This window comes from Flammeovirgaceae bacterium SG7u.111, assembly GCA_034044135.1.
Classification (GTDB): domain Bacteria; phylum Bacteroidota; class Bacteroidia; order Cytophagales; family Flammeovirgaceae.
In genome coordinates, this window is sequence record CP139021.1 from 6,257,189 (window position 1) to 6,273,115 (window position 15,927).

A 15,927-nucleotide genomic window follows, 5' to 3' on the forward strand; every position below is an offset into this window, starting at 1 on the left:
TATATATATATTTAAAAAAGTGAAAATTGTAATCATAGAAGACGAAAAGCCTGCGGCAGATAAGCTCCAGCGTTTATTAAAACTTTCGGTGGAAAACAGTGAGATTTTGGCGGTGTTACCTTCCATTCAAAAAGCGGTAAAGTGGTTTGGACAAGGTGAGGAATATGACCTTGTGTTTATGGATATCCAACTGGCAGATGGGCTATGCTTTGAGATTTTCAAAAAAGTGACCATCCAAAAACCCGTCATTTTCACCACTGCATACAACGAGTACGCCATAGAAGCTTTCAAGGTAAACAGCATCGATTATTTGCTGAAACCCATCACTGCCGAAAAGGTAGAAAGCAGCCTCAATAAATTGGAAACCTTGCGCCAGAACCTTCCTTCACCACAGCAGCCGAACCAACTGGAACAGATCAACCAAATGCTGGCCTCGCTCCAAAAAAACTACAAGTCGAGATTTATGGTGAAACTTGGCGAACATATCCGTTCCGTAGCAGTGGAAAAAATAGCCTATTTCCTCGCCGAAGACCGCCATGTTTCGCTCTTTACACTCCAAGGACGCCGATTCCTGATCGATTATAAAATGGAAGAACTGGAAAACATGCTCGACCCTAAGCTTTTTTTCCGAGCCAACCGAAGTTTTACCGTTGGGATAAATGCCATCCAAGATGTACTAGTGTATTCGAACAGCCGACTAAAAATAAGTACCGAACCTCAATCCGAAAAAGAAATAATTGTAAGTAGGGAAAAGGTCGCCGCCTTCAAAGATTGGTTCAACGATGGAGAACTAGAAAATTAGAAACCAGTTGTGGCCAGTAAAAGCGTAAAATTTTACATCTCATCACCAAATAACTTGAGGTTAAAAAACAAAAGAACCGATGCAAATAAGAGCATCGGCTCAACTTGTATGAAGTTAAAAGGAGCAAAATATTAAAGTAAAGCTAACGCTTTTTCATAGTCAGGCTCTTGGCCTATTTCTGGAACTTGTTCTGTATATTTTATGAGCCCATCTTCACCTATTACAATTACTGCCCTAGAAAGCAAACCTTCAAAAGCGCCATCTACTATTTTTAATGCATAAGCATCCGAAAAACTACTGTTTTTATATTCCGATGCAGGAATTACATTGGTAAGTCCTTCTGTTTCACAGAAACGGCTGTGGGCAAAAGGCAAATCTTTTGAAATACAGATCACCACCGTATTTTCCAAAGAAGAGGCTTCTTGGTTAAATTTCCTTACCGAGGCAGCGCACACGCCCGTATCGATACTCGGAAAAATGTTCAATACTATTTTTTTGCCTGCATAATCGGACAAACTAGCATCCGATAAATCTGATCTGGTGAAAGTAAAATCTGGTGCTTTGCTGCCTACTGTGGGCAACTCGCCTGCTGTATGGGTTTCGTTTCCTCCAAGTGTGATCTTAGACATTGATTTTCGTTGGTTTAAAAAGTTTAAAATGCTAGAATTATTATCATAAAAATTTGTTGAATGACATTGTTTTCAAATTCAATAGCTTTTTTTGCCATAACTCCTAACTTGCCCCCCAATTCTTGCAGTACGTTGATAAACTTTGGCTCTTACAACAAAATGCTACCCAAAAAAACGCTTTTTATCTTAGTATTTTTGCTTAGCACTACAAGCACCTTCGCCCAGTTTGATAACTGGGGTGTGACAGGCGGATTGACATTTAACTACGGAAGCACCCTCCAAAGGCTTGGGTTATTTTTTGGCGGCTACTATTACGAAGACCACGTTCAAGTAAACTTAAATGCCCGCTTCCATAGGAATTTCAAATCGTATGGACCAACTGACAGGCAAGGAAACGAGTGGCAAATCCATGCTGGCCTAGTATATTCCTATGGCAATATCGATTCTGTTAAAAATCAATTCCTCTCCGAGGTAAGCAGCCAAATGGCATACAAAAACTCTATTGGCTACGCTTATAATGTATTCATCGACCAGATAAAAACCTCTCAAAACACAGGCACGATATCTTGGCAACTTGACAAATTCAACCTCATCATAGAAAATGACATTTTGGGCTCACCAGGCTCAGACCAGTTCCGCACAGGGGCTTTTCTGCTTTCTTACAACGATGGGCAAAACCAGCTTGCCATCAGCAATGTACTCTGGACGGGCAATCCACATTCTGAGCAAACTGTATTGTACGATTCTTGTTCGTTTGCCCGCTTTGGTTACAAGGACATCTCGAAAGCTCCTTACGGCGGATATTCCAATGGCATCTTAAAAATCCAGTACCGCAGGGCTTTTGACATTATCCAACATGCCGGTTTTGATATAGGGATAGATGCAGAACAGATCAGGAATGTGATCCAAAATAAAATTATGCACGACTTTATCTTCTGGCCAGCCAAGTGGAACCCTGTCAAAAACAAGCATTTGCCCATGGTGGACTCGGAAGGAAATGCGTATATCTACGAAGAGGGGCAAAAAATCCGGCCCGCTAAATTTTATTGGGACATGAACATGAATTCCGTACTGACCTACTAGAGTTGGGAGTTGCAGCTTTTTCAGAACTAGGTTTCTCAAACAGTGCGCTATCCGTAGTTTTTAGCTCTATGGATTTGTAAAAAAAAACAGTCAATCTGCCAATTGGCTCCATAAAAGGCAAAAACCCGTAACAATCAGACCTTTTAAAATTGAATAAACTTTTTGCATGCCGCATTGATGCTAAGCGAAACCTTGTATTTTTGGGCAAACTCAAATCTGTTTATCCCATGCGCTTTTTAAAGACTTTTCTCTTCATTCTTTTAGCCCAACAATTTGCTTTTTCCCAAGCTAAAGTCCCCCAGCTTTCAGACCGTGCATTTGTATCGGCCATCACCATTGATCCCGGATCAGAAGTGTATTCTATTTTTGGGCACAGCGCCTACCGAGTGGCTGACCCAAGGCTCGGCTTGGACAGGGTCTATAACTACGGCACCTTTGACTTTGACGACACCTTTGTGTTCAAGTTTGCTCGTGGAAAACTAAACTACAAGCTTTCTATTGAGGATTTTAGCCGATTCGAATACAAATACCATTACTTCAACCGCTCGTACAAAGAGCAGGTGCTCGACCTGAACCAAGCCCAAGTCCAAAAGGTTTTTGAATTTTTGGAAACCAACCACCTCCCCGAAAACAGGTACTACCTCTACGATTTCTTTTACGACAACTGCGCCACCCGAATGATAGATGTGGTGGAACAATCCTTGGGCGACGAAGCTACTTTCGACCGTACTCCTCCTGCCAATGAAATTTCTTTTAGAGATATGATCGACAACTATGTGGAGGAAAAAGCGCCGTGGCTCGACCTCGGCATCGACATGGCACTGGGCCTTCCCGCCGACAAGATCATGACCAACCGAGATTACACCTTCTTGCCCGATTATGTGTACAAGGACTTGGAAAAAGCCACTTTGGAAGGAGGAAAACCTTTGGTAAGAAGCTCCAAGCAACTCTTCGAAGCACTTCCCGAAGAAAGCGGTTATTTGCCCCACCCCAACCTGATTTTTTGGTCTATTTTCTTACTTATAGCAGTTGCTACGGTGATTGGGTTTAGGAAAGAAAAGCGAAAGCGCTGGATCGATTTCACCCTATTTCTAGTAGCAGGAATAGCAGGGTTGGTCATTGTTTTCTTGTGGTTTTTTACCGACCATACCACCACCGTCAACAACCTCAATATACTTTGGACAAATCCTTTGCACCTAGTGGCAGCATTTTTTGCCCTCAAAAAACAACTCCCCAACTTTTGGAAAAAGTACTTCTTGGTGATAGGTGGGTTAAATTCACTAATCATCGTGCTTTGGGGAGTTCTTCCACAAGACTTACCATCGCCCATGATCCCGATGATTTTGGCGCTGACCATGCGGGCTTTTTATATTTTTTATTCTCAGAAGGATTAGTGGTGAGTATTAAAGTAAACTCACATACTAACTTTGGATAAATTAAGTGGGTGCTTGAAAGAGTAACGGCACGAGCGAGACGCTCGCACCAGAGCCAATAAAACTTACTCGCAATACGAAACCTGAAACACGCTACTCAAAATATGGGCAAAATAAAAATCATAGAAACAAAAGACGGTTCGCACAGCCTCTACCACGAGGATTTGGACGAAACCTACCATTCTGGGCACGGTGCTTATACCGAGTCGCAGTTTGTATTTATAGATAAAGGCTTGAATTATTTGCTGGAAAGAAAACAACCCAGCAAGCTGACTATATTGGAAATTGGTTTTGGAACAGGTCTCAATGCCATTTTGACCATAGTCAAGGCAATGGAACTAAAGCAGGAAATTACCTTCATAAGCCTCGAACCTTTTCCTCTTTCCGATGAGTTAATTCAATCACTCAACTATAAAAAGTTTTTACCTGAAAAAGTGCATGCCCACTTCGATGAAATCCACCTTGCCCCTTGGGAAGAAGAGGTGCAGATCTTGCCCAATTTCACCTTGAAAAAACTGAAGCTAGGCTTGGAAAACTTTACAACAAGCTCTGCCATTGACTTGGTGTATTTTGATGCTTTTGCCCCTTCCAAGCAGCCCGAAATGTGGACGGTGGATTACCTAAAAAAAACGGTAGATGTGATGGGGGAAAATTCGCTTTTTGTAACCTACTGTGCCCAAGGCCAATTTCGCCGCAACCTGATCAGCTTGGGCTTGGAAGCAGAAAAAACCCCTGGACCTCCTGGTAAAAGGGAAATGGTACGGGCGGTAAAATGGTGATTTTTTTGAGTAATAGGAGCGATGAAAATCCCACATATTTATCACTTATCAAATCAACTTTTGCAGAGCAATTACGGGTTACAGTTTTTTGATTTCAAGCTTTTGGGAAAAAATCCAGAGCGAGATGAATGTTTTGAAGCTTTAAAAAACTTTTGTAAAACGGCATTTAATTGAAAAACAAAACATTTATCTTTGGGCTTAGTCACGAAATCATAAAAAGCAGCAGTGCTTATCTCATTATTTTAACCACAATACACATGGAATTCCCAGAAAATCTTAAATACACAAAAGACCACGAATGGATTCGCCTTGAAGGTGATGTAGCATACATTGGCGTAACTGACTTCGCTCAAAAAGAACTAGGTGATATTGTTTATGTGGATATCGCTACTGTGGGCGATTCTGTACCCGAAGGCGAGGTTTTTGGCTCTGTAGAAGCTGTAAAAACCGTTTCGGATTTGTTTATGCCCATCGCTGGCGAAGTGTTGGAATTCAACGAAGAAATAGAAAACGAACCAGAATTGGTAAACTCTGATCCTTATGGAAAAGGCTGGATGATCAAGATAAAACCAGATAACGCTGCTGACCTCGACGGTTTGCTCAACGCTGCCGACTATGAGGCTTCTTTAGGATAAGCAAAAAACTTTTTCAAAGATCCCCTTTCAACTTCTCAGTTGTTGGGGGATTTTTTATTTAAGTACCTAAACACAAAAAATTGTGAATTTGGATTCTTTCTTTTTCCACTATGCTTCGACTAGCCGTCCGCAATAAAAAATCATTCCGTAGCTAGGTTATGCAAGGGTTTTTTGCCTCGCCTAACGAAAAAATAACCTCGTCCAAATATACGCTTTCTTATGTCCAGGCACTTAAAATTCCTTCGATTTTTATAAATTAGCAAGCTCAGGTCGAGGGTATGTTTATGGCATACTCTTATTCAAACTTCCCAATTAGCTATGCCCGTTTTCGAACTTGACCCTTTGGAAATTTATTTTCCCCCAGCCTACCTTGCCGACGAATCGGGGCTGCTGGGCATTGGTGGTGATTTGACTCCAAAAAGACTTGTAGCGGCATATCAGCAGGGGATTTTCCCTTGGTTCAACCCCAACGAACCCATCCTTTGGTGGTCGCCCAACCCTCGCTTTGTGCTCTTCCCCAAGGACTTGAAAATCTCAAAAAGCATGAAGCAAGTGCTCCGTAGCAGAAAGTTTGAAGTAACCTTCGACCAAGATTTTGAGGGGGTGATAGAAGGCTGCCGCAGCGTGTATCGACCTGGGCAAAACGGCACCTGGATCTCCGATGAGATCGTCCAATCTTACAAAGAACTGTTCGATTTGGGCTTTATCCACACCGTAGAAGTCTGGAGAGAAGGCAAGCTGGTTGGCGGGCTTTACGGCGGGAGTATGGGAAAATGTTTTTATGGCGAATCGATGTTTGCCAAGGAGAGCAACGCCTCCAAAGTAGGCTTCATCACCCTCGTCCGCAACCTGTACGAACACAACTTTGAGCTGGTCGATTGCCAAGTATATACCAAACACCTCGAAAGCCTAGGTGCCACCATGATGCCCCGCATGGAGTTCCTCCAAATAGTAGAAAAAAACAGCGTTAGTATATTTAACAAACGGAAATGGCATGAGGTATTTAAGACGGCGGTTGAGGTTTGAGAACATCAACGACTTTCTTTGATTTTCTCTTTCAATTGTGCTAACTGAGCAAGGCTTAAGCCTGTAAGCTCTATAATCGTTTCATCACTCTTTCCCTGCTTAATACCATTTATTGCTACTATTTCTAACCCTTTTTCTATTCCCTCCTCAAAAGCAGTATCCAGCGAATTTTTCAAGATCAGGGCATGATTTATCAAATCGCCTTGAATGGTTTTCATAACTTCTTCCATCTAAGTTTTTAAGCACCGCTACCGCTTTGTGCAACACCTAACGGCGTTGTTCACTTTTTAAATCTCATTTCTACAATTGTGTAACCTCTACGAGGTTGGGGATTGGCTAGATGTATCTTGCTTTTTACCCCGTGAGGGGTTTCAGAATTGTAGAAATAGTCTGATGGTAAAATCAACGCCGTAGGTGTTGCATAAATAAGGTCTTTATGTAGATGAAAATTTACCTCATTAAACCCAACAACACCTCTATTTCATTATCTATATCAATGAAATGCGTCTTTGATTTGTCGGTAAAAATAATGGAGTTTGTATTTTCGACTGCTTGAGTAAAAAAGACTTTCTTTTCTTCACTTTCGTAAGAAATAGCGTAGACCTTCACTTGATTTTTTCTAAATATTGACTCTCCTACCAAATAGCTGAGATCTAGCATGTCCATATCAAATTCTCCCCTAGAAGTAGAAACACGCCCACAGTTCAATATTATACTCAGCATTTCAACTACCTTTCTCCCTTTAATAAGATGTATTTCATAGTTAAGCCCGCACAAATGGATATCAAAGGATCTTTCACCTATCATTTGAGTTTGATAAAGTTGAAGTAAACTATCATCCTCGACTAAATAAGCATTTTGAAATTCTTCGATCTGAATCCCATTTTTATTATAAACAGACCCATCACCTTCTTCTATTTCAGCTTCAATTACTACATCAATAGAATCTTCTTCCCAAAGTCTATTTTCAATTTCAGAAGTCACAATTTTCTCTTCATAATCTATTTTGTTGATTATAAGCCTTAAACTATCTCCTTCAAAGTCAAATGCTTCAAGAATTCTTTCTTGGGAATATACTTCTGTCCAACTGAAAACTCCAGTTAAGATGAGAGGTATGGATATGAAAAATCTGGGCATAACCATTTCAACTCGCTTTAAACTCGAACCAAATCGTTAAAACATTTTCAGCAGTATCCATTTCAATATCTCCTGATGTATTTATAACCAATAAAGACAGATCATCAGTTAACTTATACTCTGCTCGCCTTGTACTTGACCAAATTGGTCCAGATTGTTCCTTATCTAATTCTTCCCCATTATGATAACATCCTCCAATCACATAATATGGAATTAGATACAAATGATAACCCTCATAATCATGAGGTATTAATTCATCCATTCCTTGCCCAACGTCTCTACTCAAATCAATTCCAAGCTCAATGTCAATTCCATTTAATAAAGTTTGTATATAAGGAACTTTGCTTACATAATTTGTACAGTCAGAACATTTACAAGTAAATCCACTTTGTTTTTCGTAGAATTTTCTCGTCCGTACCTCATCAGCTTCAATCGTAATATTTCCAAGTTTTAAGATCTTCATATATATGGTGCTAATACATATGCAACACCTAACGGAGTTGTCTTCTTTACCAATCTCATTTGCTACAAATATGCAACCTCTACGAGGTTGGAAAACTGCCCCATTCCTTTATTTATCCCCTGAGGAGATTCAGAATTGTAGTATTTGAACCCGACCAATCCAACACTGTAGGTATTTCACAAACTAACAAATCTCTACCTAAAGCCCGCTTGTTTTTCACAAAACACTCCTTTAAATCAAATGTTCTTTTGATTTTGGATAGAAATAATGAAACTTAGGTGCTTATTGACTTTTCACAAAGAACCATTGAAAATGAAAGCTTTTTTGTACCTCCTTTTTTGCCTATTTCTACTTCAATTTACCGCTTTTGGACAAACCGAGTTCAAACTATTTTACCTTGGTGGGCAATCCAATATGGACGGCTTTGGCTATGTAAAAGACCTTCCCGACTCGCTCAACACCACTTTTGGGAATGTGTGGATTTTCCACGGCAACTCCGCCCCCGACGAAGCGGAAACGGGCGGGCTCGGCATGTGGGACAAGCTAAAGCCTGGGCACGGCACTGGTTTTTCTTCCGATGGGAAAACCAACAAGCTTTCCAACCGCTTCGGCATCGAGCTTTCCTTTGCCAAAAAGCTCCAACGGCTTTACCCCAACCAAAAAATTGCGATCATCAAATATTCAAGAGGCGGCACTTCGATTGATACGCTCGGCTCTCCCCGTTCGGGAACTTGGGATGCTGATTATATAGGCTCAAACGGGCTCAACCAATACGATCATTTTTTGACAACTATGAAACACGCACTGAAAACAAGCGACATTGACGGCGATGGAAAACCTGACACGCTCATTCCCAGCGGTATTTTGTGGATGCAGGGCGAAAGCGATGCAGGAAGCGAGGAGATTGCCCTAAAATATTATGGCCACCTCAAACGTCTCATGGACTTGATCCGCGCAGCCATGCTCACCGACGACTTGCCTGTGGTGATCGGCAAAATATCGGACTCATGGAACGATGCCGATGGAAAAGTATGGGATTACTGCGAACTGGTGCAATATGCCCAAGAAAAATACATCCGCACGGATAAAAATGCTGCCATTATCCGCGACACTCGCTATTATAAATACTCGGACAAATGGCATTATGACAGCCCAGGCTATATCGACTTTGGGGAAAAATTTGCCGAAAAAATAGCCGAATTAGGCAAGCGATAGAGGTTGTTACAAACTAATTTTAAAAGAAGAAATGAGTAAAAATGGCTTTCGTAGTATCAGTCCTACCTCTCCGCCAGTTGATTTTCTATCATCCTAATCGTTTTTTCAATCTCATCTTTGGTCTGCTGAGTCCGGTATTTCAAATAGCTTTGGTTGGTGTTTCGCAAGGTCTTCACATAGTAGGTATATTCATTGTCGGCTTTCAGTTTTTCTGCATTAAGGGGTTTCATCACCTTGTTGGAAAATGTCATTTCCTCAAAATGCCTTGGACTGAAGGACTTTAGTTTATTCGCATCTTCAATATAAACACCCAAAATATCTATATAAACCGGGTAAACTATATCGTAAAGGTTTGCGATCTGGTTTCTGAGTGAATCATTTTTAATCCGCCTCATACCATATTGCTTCAGGGTTTCGTAAGGACCTTCGTTCACCGAGAAAAACGAATAGGAATACATGTTCTTGAGATAAAAAGAAAGGGAATCATGAAAAGGTTGATCGTTTTCGAGCCAGTCAATGAGCTTACTTTGATTCACTATCCTTCTCTCCAAAGTATTTAGGTTCAGCTCCACATCAGCCAAGTCACTTTTTAGGCCAGTACTTACCTCTTCTACCAGTTCTATTTCTAGGCGCTTCGCCTTCCTTTCTTCGTTCCAATTATTGATTTGTAAAGCAATCAGAATTCCGATAACTACCAGCGCTATTTCTCCAATAGCATACAGAAGGTATTGGCTAATATTTCCCTTACCAAGCATTCCTCGTCTATATTTTCTAAATAAATTTATCATTTTTTGTACAAGCCAAGGCATGCTTTGACCCTACTATTTTATCCTTTCCCAATCAATTTCCAAGACACTTTCAAGGCGTCTCTACATCATTTATCCTTCTCAAAACTCTCCAACAAAATCTCTGCTTTTTTCTTCCCTATCACCGAAGCGAGTTCCGTCATTCCAGCTTCCTTCACCTTCTTCATCGATTTGAAATGCGTGAGTAGCTTTTGCACCGTTCCTTCGCCTATCCCTTCCACCTCTAGTAAGGAAGAATTAAGGCTTGCTTTGCTTCGCTTGTTGCGATGATGGGTGATGCCAAAACGGTGGGCTTCATCCCGCGCTTTTTGGAGCAATACCAGCGAGCGAGATTTTTTACTGATATGAAGCGGCAAAGAATCTTCTGGAAAATAGATTTCCTCTAACCGCTTAGCAATGCCTATAATCGGGATTTCTCCGTACAAGTCCAAATCTTTCAATGCCTTCACCGAAGCACTGAGTTGCCCCTTTCCCCCATCTATCACAATCAAATTTGGCATTGGCAAACCTTCTTCCTTGAGGCGTTTGTACCTCCGGGTAACTACCTCGTACATGGAGGAAAAATCATCGGGACCAACCACGGTCTTTATGTTATAGTGCCTATATTCTTTCTTGGCAGGCTTTCCATCTTTGAAGCAGACCATTGCCGAAACTGGGTTTGTTCCTTGCAAGTTTGAGTTATCGAAGCACTCAATGTGGCGGGGAAGCTCCTTCAGGTTCAAGTCCGCCTTCAGCTGGATCAGCGTATAATTCTTGTTCTTATTTTTCTGGATTTCGATCTTCTGCGTTTCCTTTTCCTTCTTAAAATACAGCGCATTTTTGATCGACAATTCCAATAGTTTTTTCATGTCCCCTATTTTGGGAACGGTTATCTCCACATTTTCAAAAGGAAGCTCCACAGGCACATTGAGCATGATCCGCCTAGAATGGCTATTGAACTTACCCCTAAAATCAATGATTGCCAGGCTCAAAATATCCTCTTTCGGCTCGTCCAACTTCTTCTTCACCTGCACCGTTTCCGTTTGTACTATGCAGCCATTCACGATCTTTATAAAGTTCACATACGCCTCCGACTCTCCATCTATGATCGAGTACACCTCCAAGTCCGTCACCTTCGGGTTGGCTACCAAAGATTTGTTCTGGAAGTTGCTGATAAGTTCATACCGCTGCTTGTACATGCCCGCCTTTTCAAATTCCATCCTTTCTGCAGCAGCTTGCATGTGTTCTTTAAAATACAGCTTTGCAGGAGTCAAATTCCCCTTCAAAATCTGTAGCACTTGGGCGATGTCATTGTTGTATTCTACCTCGTCTTGCAAGCCTTCGCAAGGTCCTTTACAGTTTTTGATATGATATTCTAGGCAAACCTTGAACTTGCCTGCTTTTACATTTTCCTCACTCAGCAAATAGTTACAAGTACGAAGGGTAAAAAGCTGACGTAATAGCTCTAAAAGTGTGTTCATCGCCCGGACACTTGCATAAGGACCAAAATACTGGTGACGACGATCGGTGATATTTCGGATGGAAAACACTTGGGGAAAGCGCTCATTGGTCACGCAGATGTACGGATAACTCTTGTCATCCTTCAGCAAAATATTGTACTTCGGCTGGTTTTCCTTTATGAGGTTATTTTCCAACAGCAGCGCATCAAACTCCGAGTTCACCACCACAAACTCCAGCCTGTGAATCTCGCTCACCAAGCGCAGCGTCTTGCGGTTCATCCCCGTCGATTTATTGAAATAGCTACTTACCCTATTCCTCAGGTCCTTCGCCTTTCCTATATAAATAATCGTCCCTTCCTCATTGAAGTACTTGTACACCCCCGGTTCGTGCGGCAGGTTCGACACCGCCTGAGCCAATTCCTCGTTCTTTGCTTGCATCCTGATGCGCTAATTTTTTAATCCTTCCAAATCTAACTTAAATAAACATTTCTTGGTTTCGGAAAACAAATGTTCTCCGTAGAGTTTTTTCTCTACGGAGCAATCAAAAATAGTCAATCTCCTGATTGACACCTTAAAAGACAACAGGGCTACATCTTTGCCCACTAGGTTTCGCAAATCGGGAGATTTGCCCAATAAAAACTTCTGAGAGGGCGCAACGCTAACTCTCAGAAGAACATGGAAAAGTGGAAGAGATGCAGAATAAATTTACAAAGATGAATTCAATGAGGAAATTCTAAAGCAGTTTTGGAAAAGCTAATAAAAATGTGGCAGTGAGACCTTCCCACGATGGAGTGAATGTGGGCTATTCTCGTCTTTCACCCACATTCCTTGAATTCACAGAATTATAAATATAATTCTAACCTTGCGTGTTCTACCTAAAAAAAAGTAGTATCACGAGTATTATTGCCAAAATCACTTTTGCCAACTCTTTTAACGCTGTGATAAAGCGCGCAGAAACCTCAAATTTTAACTTCATTTTATCGAAATTATCCTTATACAGTATACCACAGATTTATTAGCAAATACAACTTACAAAGTAGTAAAGTAAAAAACAAATTAATTAAAGATTCCAATCACAACTTGTAACTATAGAATTCATCCATCATTGTTCTTAAATTTTTCTTTTCTTTGAGAAACAGAAAGCAGCGAACATGAGCCCGGAAAGCCAACTAATTTGGGAAAGAGAAATAAAAGCCTTTAGAGATTACATAAAGCTAGAGCGATCGCTTACGCAAAATACCGTGGAGGCGTATTTGAGGGATATCAGCAAGCTAAAAGAGTTTTTGGAGCTGCATGCGATTGATAAAATTCCTACACAAATTCAATCGCTCGACATTGAGCAGTTCCTTGTTTTCCTCTACGAACTCAACGTTTCGCCCTACACCCAAGCACGGATTTTATCGGGACTGAAGGCTTTTTATAAATTTTTATACTTTGAAGATAAACTGACGGAAGACCCTACCAGCCTTATTTCCTCTCCCAAGCTCGACAGGAAATTGCCTGAAGTGCTGAGCGTGGAGGAAATTGACAAAATGACCGCTGCTATTGACCACAGCAAGCCCGAAGGAGCAAGAAACCGTGCGATTATTGAAACGCTATACAGCTCGGGGCTGCGGGTTTCGGAGTTGGTGAACTTGCAGATAAGCAACCTGTTTTTCGACCTCGGCTACATCCGTGTGTACGGCAAAGGCAGAAAAGAGCGACTAGTACCTATTGGCAGCGAAGCCATGAAATACGTGGAAATTTACATGAGCGAAGTGCGGAATAAAATAAAGATAAAAAGCGGAGAAGAAGATATGGTGTTTTTGGGAAGAAGGGGCGGAAGGCTCACCCGAGTAATGATTTTTTTGGTAGTGAAAGATCTTGCAGCCAAGGCGGGTATTCACAAAACGATAAGCCCGCATACTTTCAGGCATTCATTTGCCACCCACCTAGTAGAAGGCGGCGCAGACCTCCGAGCCGTGCAAGATATGCTGGGTCACGAATCCATCACCACTACCGAAATATACACCCACCTCGATATGGATTACCTAAAATCCGTCATCCAAGATTTCCATCCGAGGAATGGGGGGGGAGGAATATGATCTGGCAGAAAGAAAAGGCATGCCTTGGCTCTACATTTTCGGTTCTTTATGATTTTACTTAATACCTTATCCGTCTAGTTGATGGATGATAGTTAACGGTTCGACGCTTCGGGGTTTAAAAGAAGTTAGAGGCTAGAAGTTGAAATAAAATGTGTTTTTTCAGCTTTGCCTTTTTCTCACCGCTAATCTTTTTTTCATATCTCAAAGGTCAATAACTCTCCTGAGTTGGTTGATATTCCATATAACCTATTTTTGTTAGGCATTTTGGTTAAGCAAATGATTTCCTCGTCGAGCTTACAGCCTTTCACAAAATCACCTTCCCAATCGTATATGAGTATTTTATTGCTGGATCCATCGCTGTATGGGTTTTCCTTGGTTTTCACCTTTCCCGAGTACAAGGCATATATATAATCTTCATCCACGTCTATTGTGGTAAAGCCCATTTGGTTTCCCATTTTCAATGCAGACCCCACACCTCCCCCTTCCCTAGTTGCTTCATATTTTACTGTACCATGCTGAATGCTATTAACCAACGCTAAGGTATCCTCCCTTAGCATGTATGTTTCCATTATAGGCGAGTACCAACAAACCCATACCACTTTATCTCCCATTGCCATCGTACTCCCTTGGTAAGCCATAGACTTAAAAATATTTTCTGACTGGTCTTCTGGGTCAAAAGTATATTCGTATGCATAGTTAAATACACGGTCTTTAGTATCGTAAATACTCCATCGGTATCGGTCATTAAAAATCCCTTGCCCTATTATTCGGCTATTTCCTAGGCTTATATACTCTTTTCCAGAGTAGCTAAAAAAGCTCATTCCAGAAGGCCTGATCATGTCAATTTTTTTAGGGATATAGCCTTTAGGATCGTTCAGGCACGAATCTAGGTTATACCTCATTATAGCCCTCAAGCCAATATCATACACCTCAAAATAACCTTCGAGGGGACTCCGAACCAGCGAATAGGCCATAATTAGCTCGCCAACGCCCCTCCCCTTCATACCCGCCTCACTGATCTCATTATTCCTCAGATTGACCAAGGTCAGGTAGCTATCAACTTTATCACTGAGTATGACAATACAAGAATCAAAAGCAATCATCCTGCTGCCGTCACTGATGATCAACTGCTGATCTAAAGTGTCTGGAAGCACTTTTTCAGTCGTAGTATTTTCCAAAACTAGGTTATCAAAGCTTTCCGTAGTTTCAGGTTTACTTGAACAGGATTGGCTGATAACCCATAGTATGAGAAGACTGAGTTTTTGTAATTGTATTTTCATTACCTGGTATTGGTATGCGTTCAAAAAAATATAGACAATTGAAGAAACCAAACAGTTTTAATTAAGCCTGTTTGGTTTCTAGTGTAGATGTAGTTAAAAGGACTATTCCTCTACAACTTCTTTCTTTCCTTTGATTACTTGTCCGTCAGGAAATGTCAAGCATGTTCCAGAAGTTCCTCTACATATAGTTTCGCCAGGAGCATCAGCTTTTGCGTTGAAATTATGAAATATACCTAAAGTTAATGATGCTAAAAATGAAGCGCCGAATAAGTAACTTAATGCTTTTGTTTTCATGATTTAATTAGATTTAAAAGGGTTGATAAATGTGTAAATAATTATATTACAATACACATTTAAAAAAACACAAAATACAGCTTGTTTTTTTTAAATTTTCGCAATTAAACTTAAGGTCTAAATATTTTTCAAGAAAGAGGAAACTCTGGCGCAAGTCTCTCGCTCGTGCCGAAATTACTTTTTAAGCATCCGCTTGAGTTGACCCCAAGCTAGCCTGTCAATTCATCTAGCCTCTTTACTCTCAATCCTAACTTTTCTATTACTCGGCTTAATCAAGTAATTTCATAAAGAGCCAAGATTTCCATCCGAGGAATGGGTGAATTCCTATTAATTCATCATCAAAAAAAGGACGGAGAATATCCCAGTCCTTTTTATCAACCACACCGTTTCCAATTAATTGGAACTCCTTCGAGCTCGGAAGTTTTGTTTCAGCTCCTTTGTCATATCCTCCTGCATTTTGAGGTATGCCATGAACTGGTCTTCTGTCAACACTTTTTCCATTTCAGCGTTTTTGTCCTCGGATAAACTTTTTAGCTTTTGGAACTTTGAGACCTTGCTATCTTCGCTGTCTTTTAACGGCTCAATAGCTTCTGCATATTTCAAGTTGATTGCATAAACTTGCATTTCCAAATCACCTTCAATGGCCAATTTTTCCACCATTTTCTCGGTCTGGATCTTTGCCCTTTCCTCAGGAGTTTTATCTTTTAGTTTTTCTACTGACTGAGCTTGTACTTGGAACATAAAGAATAGACAAATTGCACTGATAAGAAATTTAATTGATTTCATGATTTTCAATTTTAAATAAAGTTTGATTTAGTTTCC

General features: G+C 40.8%; 17 protein-coding genes. 8 read left to right on the top strand and 9 right to left on the bottom strand.

Annotated elements, in window-relative coordinates:
• Nucleotides 1-19: 19 nt before the first annotated feature.
• Complete coding sequence (locus R9C00_24290; protein WPO34822.1) at nucleotides 20-802, top strand: LytTR family DNA-binding domain-containing protein; 783 nt, start codon at nucleotides 20-22, stop codon at nucleotides 800-802.
• 131 nt (nucleotides 803-933) lie between these two features.
• On the opposite strand, the gene tpx is transcribed toward R9C00_24290, so the two are convergent.
• Entirely contained in the window at nucleotides 934-1,431 is a 498-nt protein-coding gene (tpx, locus tag R9C00_24295; GenBank protein ID WPO34823.1) for a thiol peroxidase, read from the bottom strand.
• 60 nt (nucleotides 1,432-1,491) lie between these two features.
• On the opposite strand from tpx, the gene R9C00_24300 reads away from it, so the two are divergent.
• From R9C00_24300 to aat, 5 genes are all read left to right on the top strand, one after another.
• The gene (locus tag R9C00_24300) at nucleotides 1,492-2,514 is read left to right on the top strand and encodes a polymorphic toxin type 23 domain-containing protein (GenBank protein WPO34824.1); all 1,023 of its coding nucleotides are present in this window, start codon (nucleotides 1,492-1,494) and stop codon (nucleotides 2,512-2,514) included.
• Between the two features lie 149 nt (nucleotides 2,515-2,663).
• Complete coding sequence (locus R9C00_24305; protein WPO34825.1) at nucleotides 2,664-3,908, top strand: DUF4105 domain-containing protein; 1,245 nt, start codon at nucleotides 2,664-2,666, stop codon at nucleotides 3,906-3,908.
• A 143-nt stretch (nucleotides 3,909-4,051) separates the two neighbouring features.
• Nucleotides 4,052-4,726 (top strand): tRNA (5-methylaminomethyl-2-thiouridine)(34)-methyltransferase MnmD, encoded by a 675-nt coding sequence (gene mnmD, locus R9C00_24310; protein ID WPO34826.1) that lies wholly within the window; start codon nucleotides 4,052-4,054, stop codon nucleotides 4,724-4,726.
• A gap of 257 nt (nucleotides 4,727-4,983) precedes the next feature.
• Nucleotides 4,984-5,361 (top strand): glycine cleavage system protein GcvH, encoded by a 378-nt coding sequence (gene gcvH, locus R9C00_24315; GenBank protein WPO34827.1) that lies wholly within the window; start codon nucleotides 4,984-4,986, stop codon nucleotides 5,359-5,361.
• A gap of 318 nt (nucleotides 5,362-5,679) precedes the next feature.
• Nucleotides 5,680-6,387 carry a leucyl/phenylalanyl-tRNA--protein transferase gene (gene aat, locus R9C00_24320; GenBank protein WPO34828.1) on the top strand — a complete coding sequence of 236 codons (708 nt, stop codon included), beginning with the start codon at nucleotides 5,680-5,682 and terminating at the stop codon, nucleotides 6,385-6,387.
• 5 nt (nucleotides 6,388-6,392) lie between these two features.
• Here aat and R9C00_24325 read toward each other — a convergent pair whose 3' ends face one another.
• From R9C00_24325 to R9C00_24335, 3 genes are all read right to left on the bottom strand, one after another.
• Nucleotides 6,393-6,617: a hypothetical protein gene (locus R9C00_24325; protein ID WPO34829.1), complete on the bottom strand. Its 225-nt coding sequence runs from the start codon at nucleotides 6,615-6,617 to the stop codon at nucleotides 6,393-6,395.
• Nucleotides 6,618-6,837: 220 nt separating this feature from the next.
• Complete coding sequence (locus tag R9C00_24330; GenBank protein WPO34830.1) at nucleotides 6,838-7,524, bottom strand: hypothetical protein; 687 nt, start codon at nucleotides 7,522-7,524, stop codon at nucleotides 6,838-6,840.
• A 7-nt stretch (nucleotides 7,525-7,531) separates the two neighbouring features.
• Nucleotides 7,532-7,987 (bottom strand): hypothetical protein, encoded by a 456-nt coding sequence (locus R9C00_24335; GenBank protein ID WPO34831.1) that lies wholly within the window; start codon nucleotides 7,985-7,987, stop codon nucleotides 7,532-7,534.
• A gap of 312 nt (nucleotides 7,988-8,299) precedes the next feature.
• On the opposite strand from R9C00_24335, the gene R9C00_24340 reads away from it, so the two are divergent.
• Nucleotides 8,300-9,202, top strand: a complete 903-nt coding sequence (locus R9C00_24340) for a sialate O-acetylesterase (GenBank protein ID WPO34832.1) — start codon at nucleotides 8,300-8,302, stop codon at nucleotides 9,200-9,202.
• 62 nt (nucleotides 9,203-9,264) lie between these two features.
• On the opposite strand, the gene R9C00_24345 is transcribed toward R9C00_24340, so the two are convergent.
• Nucleotides 9,265-9,990, bottom strand: a complete 726-nt coding sequence (locus R9C00_24345; protein WPO34833.1) for a DUF6090 family protein — start codon at nucleotides 9,988-9,990, stop codon at nucleotides 9,265-9,267.
• Between the two features lie 86 nt (nucleotides 9,991-10,076).
• Entirely contained in the window at nucleotides 10,077-11,885 is a 1,809-nt protein-coding gene (uvrC, locus tag R9C00_24350; GenBank protein WPO34834.1) for an excinuclease ABC subunit UvrC, read from the bottom strand.
• A gap of 713 nt (nucleotides 11,886-12,598) precedes the next feature.
• Between uvrC and xerD the strand changes: the two genes are divergently transcribed.
• A complete protein-coding gene (xerD, locus tag R9C00_24355) occupies nucleotides 12,599-13,531 on the top strand; it encodes a site-specific tyrosine recombinase XerD (protein ID WPO34835.1) in 933 nt (310 codons plus the stop codon).
• A 194-nt stretch (nucleotides 13,532-13,725) separates the two neighbouring features.
• On the opposite strand, the gene R9C00_24360 is transcribed toward xerD, so the two are convergent.
• The 3 genes from R9C00_24360 to R9C00_24370 all read right to left on the bottom strand — a co-directional run bounded on the left by R9C00_24360 (nucleotide 13,726) and on the right by R9C00_24370 (nucleotide 15,891).
• Nucleotides 13,726-14,811: a BF3164 family lipoprotein gene (locus R9C00_24360; protein ID WPO34836.1), complete on the bottom strand. Its 1,086-nt coding sequence runs from the start codon at nucleotides 14,809-14,811 to the stop codon at nucleotides 13,726-13,728.
• 102 nt (nucleotides 14,812-14,913) lie between these two features.
• Nucleotides 14,914-15,105 (bottom strand): hypothetical protein, encoded by a 192-nt coding sequence (locus tag R9C00_24365; protein ID WPO34837.1) that lies wholly within the window; start codon nucleotides 15,103-15,105, stop codon nucleotides 14,914-14,916.
• Nucleotides 15,106-15,498: 393 nt separating this feature from the next.
• Nucleotides 15,499-15,891, bottom strand: a complete 393-nt coding sequence (locus R9C00_24370) for a hypothetical protein (GenBank protein WPO34838.1) — start codon at nucleotides 15,889-15,891, stop codon at nucleotides 15,499-15,501.
• Nucleotides 15,892-15,927: the final 36 nt, after the last annotated feature.

What these genes read in the sequence shown, in the direction of transcription:
- tpx (WPO34823.1), bottom strand. Translation starts at nt 1,431, where the DNA reads ATGTCTAAGATCACACTTGGAGGAAACGAAACCCATACAGCAGGCGAG.
- R9C00_24300 (WPO34824.1), top strand. Translation starts at nt 1,492, where the DNA reads ATGACATTGTTTTCAAATTCAATAGCTTTTTTTGCCATAACTCCTAAC.
- mnmD (WPO34826.1), top strand. Translation starts at nt 4,052, where the DNA reads ATGGGCAAAATAAAAATCATAGAAACAAAAGACGGTTCGCACAGCCTC.
- gcvH (WPO34827.1), top strand. Translation starts at nt 4,984, where the DNA reads ATGGAATTCCCAGAAAATCTTAAATACACAAAAGACCACGAATGGATT.
- aat (WPO34828.1), top strand. Translation starts at nt 5,680, where the DNA reads ATGCCCGTTTTCGAACTTGACCCTTTGGAAATTTATTTTCCCCCAGCC.
- R9C00_24325 (WPO34829.1), bottom strand. Translation starts at nt 6,617, where the DNA reads ATGGAAGAAGTTATGAAAACCATTCAAGGCGATTTGATAAATCATGCC.
- R9C00_24330 (WPO34830.1), bottom strand. Translation starts at nt 7,524, where the DNA reads ATGCCCAGATTTTTCATATCCATACCTCTCATCTTAACTGGAGTTTTC.
- R9C00_24335 (WPO34831.1), bottom strand. Translation starts at nt 7,987, where the DNA reads ATGAAGATCTTAAAACTTGGAAATATTACGATTGAAGCTGATGAGGTA.
- R9C00_24340 (WPO34832.1), top strand. Translation starts at nt 8,300, where the DNA reads ATGAAAGCTTTTTTGTACCTCCTTTTTTGCCTATTTCTACTTCAATTT.
- R9C00_24345 (WPO34833.1), bottom strand. Translation starts at nt 9,990, where the DNA reads ATGATAAATTTATTTAGAAAATATAGACGAGGAATGCTTGGTAAGGGA.
- uvrC (WPO34834.1), bottom strand. Translation starts at nt 11,885, where the DNA reads ATGCAAGCAAAGAACGAGGAATTGGCTCAGGCGGTGTCGAACCTGCCG.
- xerD (WPO34835.1), top strand. Translation starts at nt 12,599, where the DNA reads ATGAGCCCGGAAAGCCAACTAATTTGGGAAAGAGAAATAAAAGCCTTT.
- R9C00_24360 (WPO34836.1), bottom strand. Translation starts at nt 14,811, where the DNA reads ATGAAAATACAATTACAAAAACTCAGTCTTCTCATACTATGGGTTATC.
- R9C00_24365 (WPO34837.1), bottom strand. Translation starts at nt 15,105, where the DNA reads ATGAAAACAAAAGCATTAAGTTACTTATTCGGCGCTTCATTTTTAGCA.
- R9C00_24370 (WPO34838.1), bottom strand. Translation starts at nt 15,891, where the DNA reads ATGAAATCAATTAAATTTCTTATCAGTGCAATTTGTCTATTCTTTATG.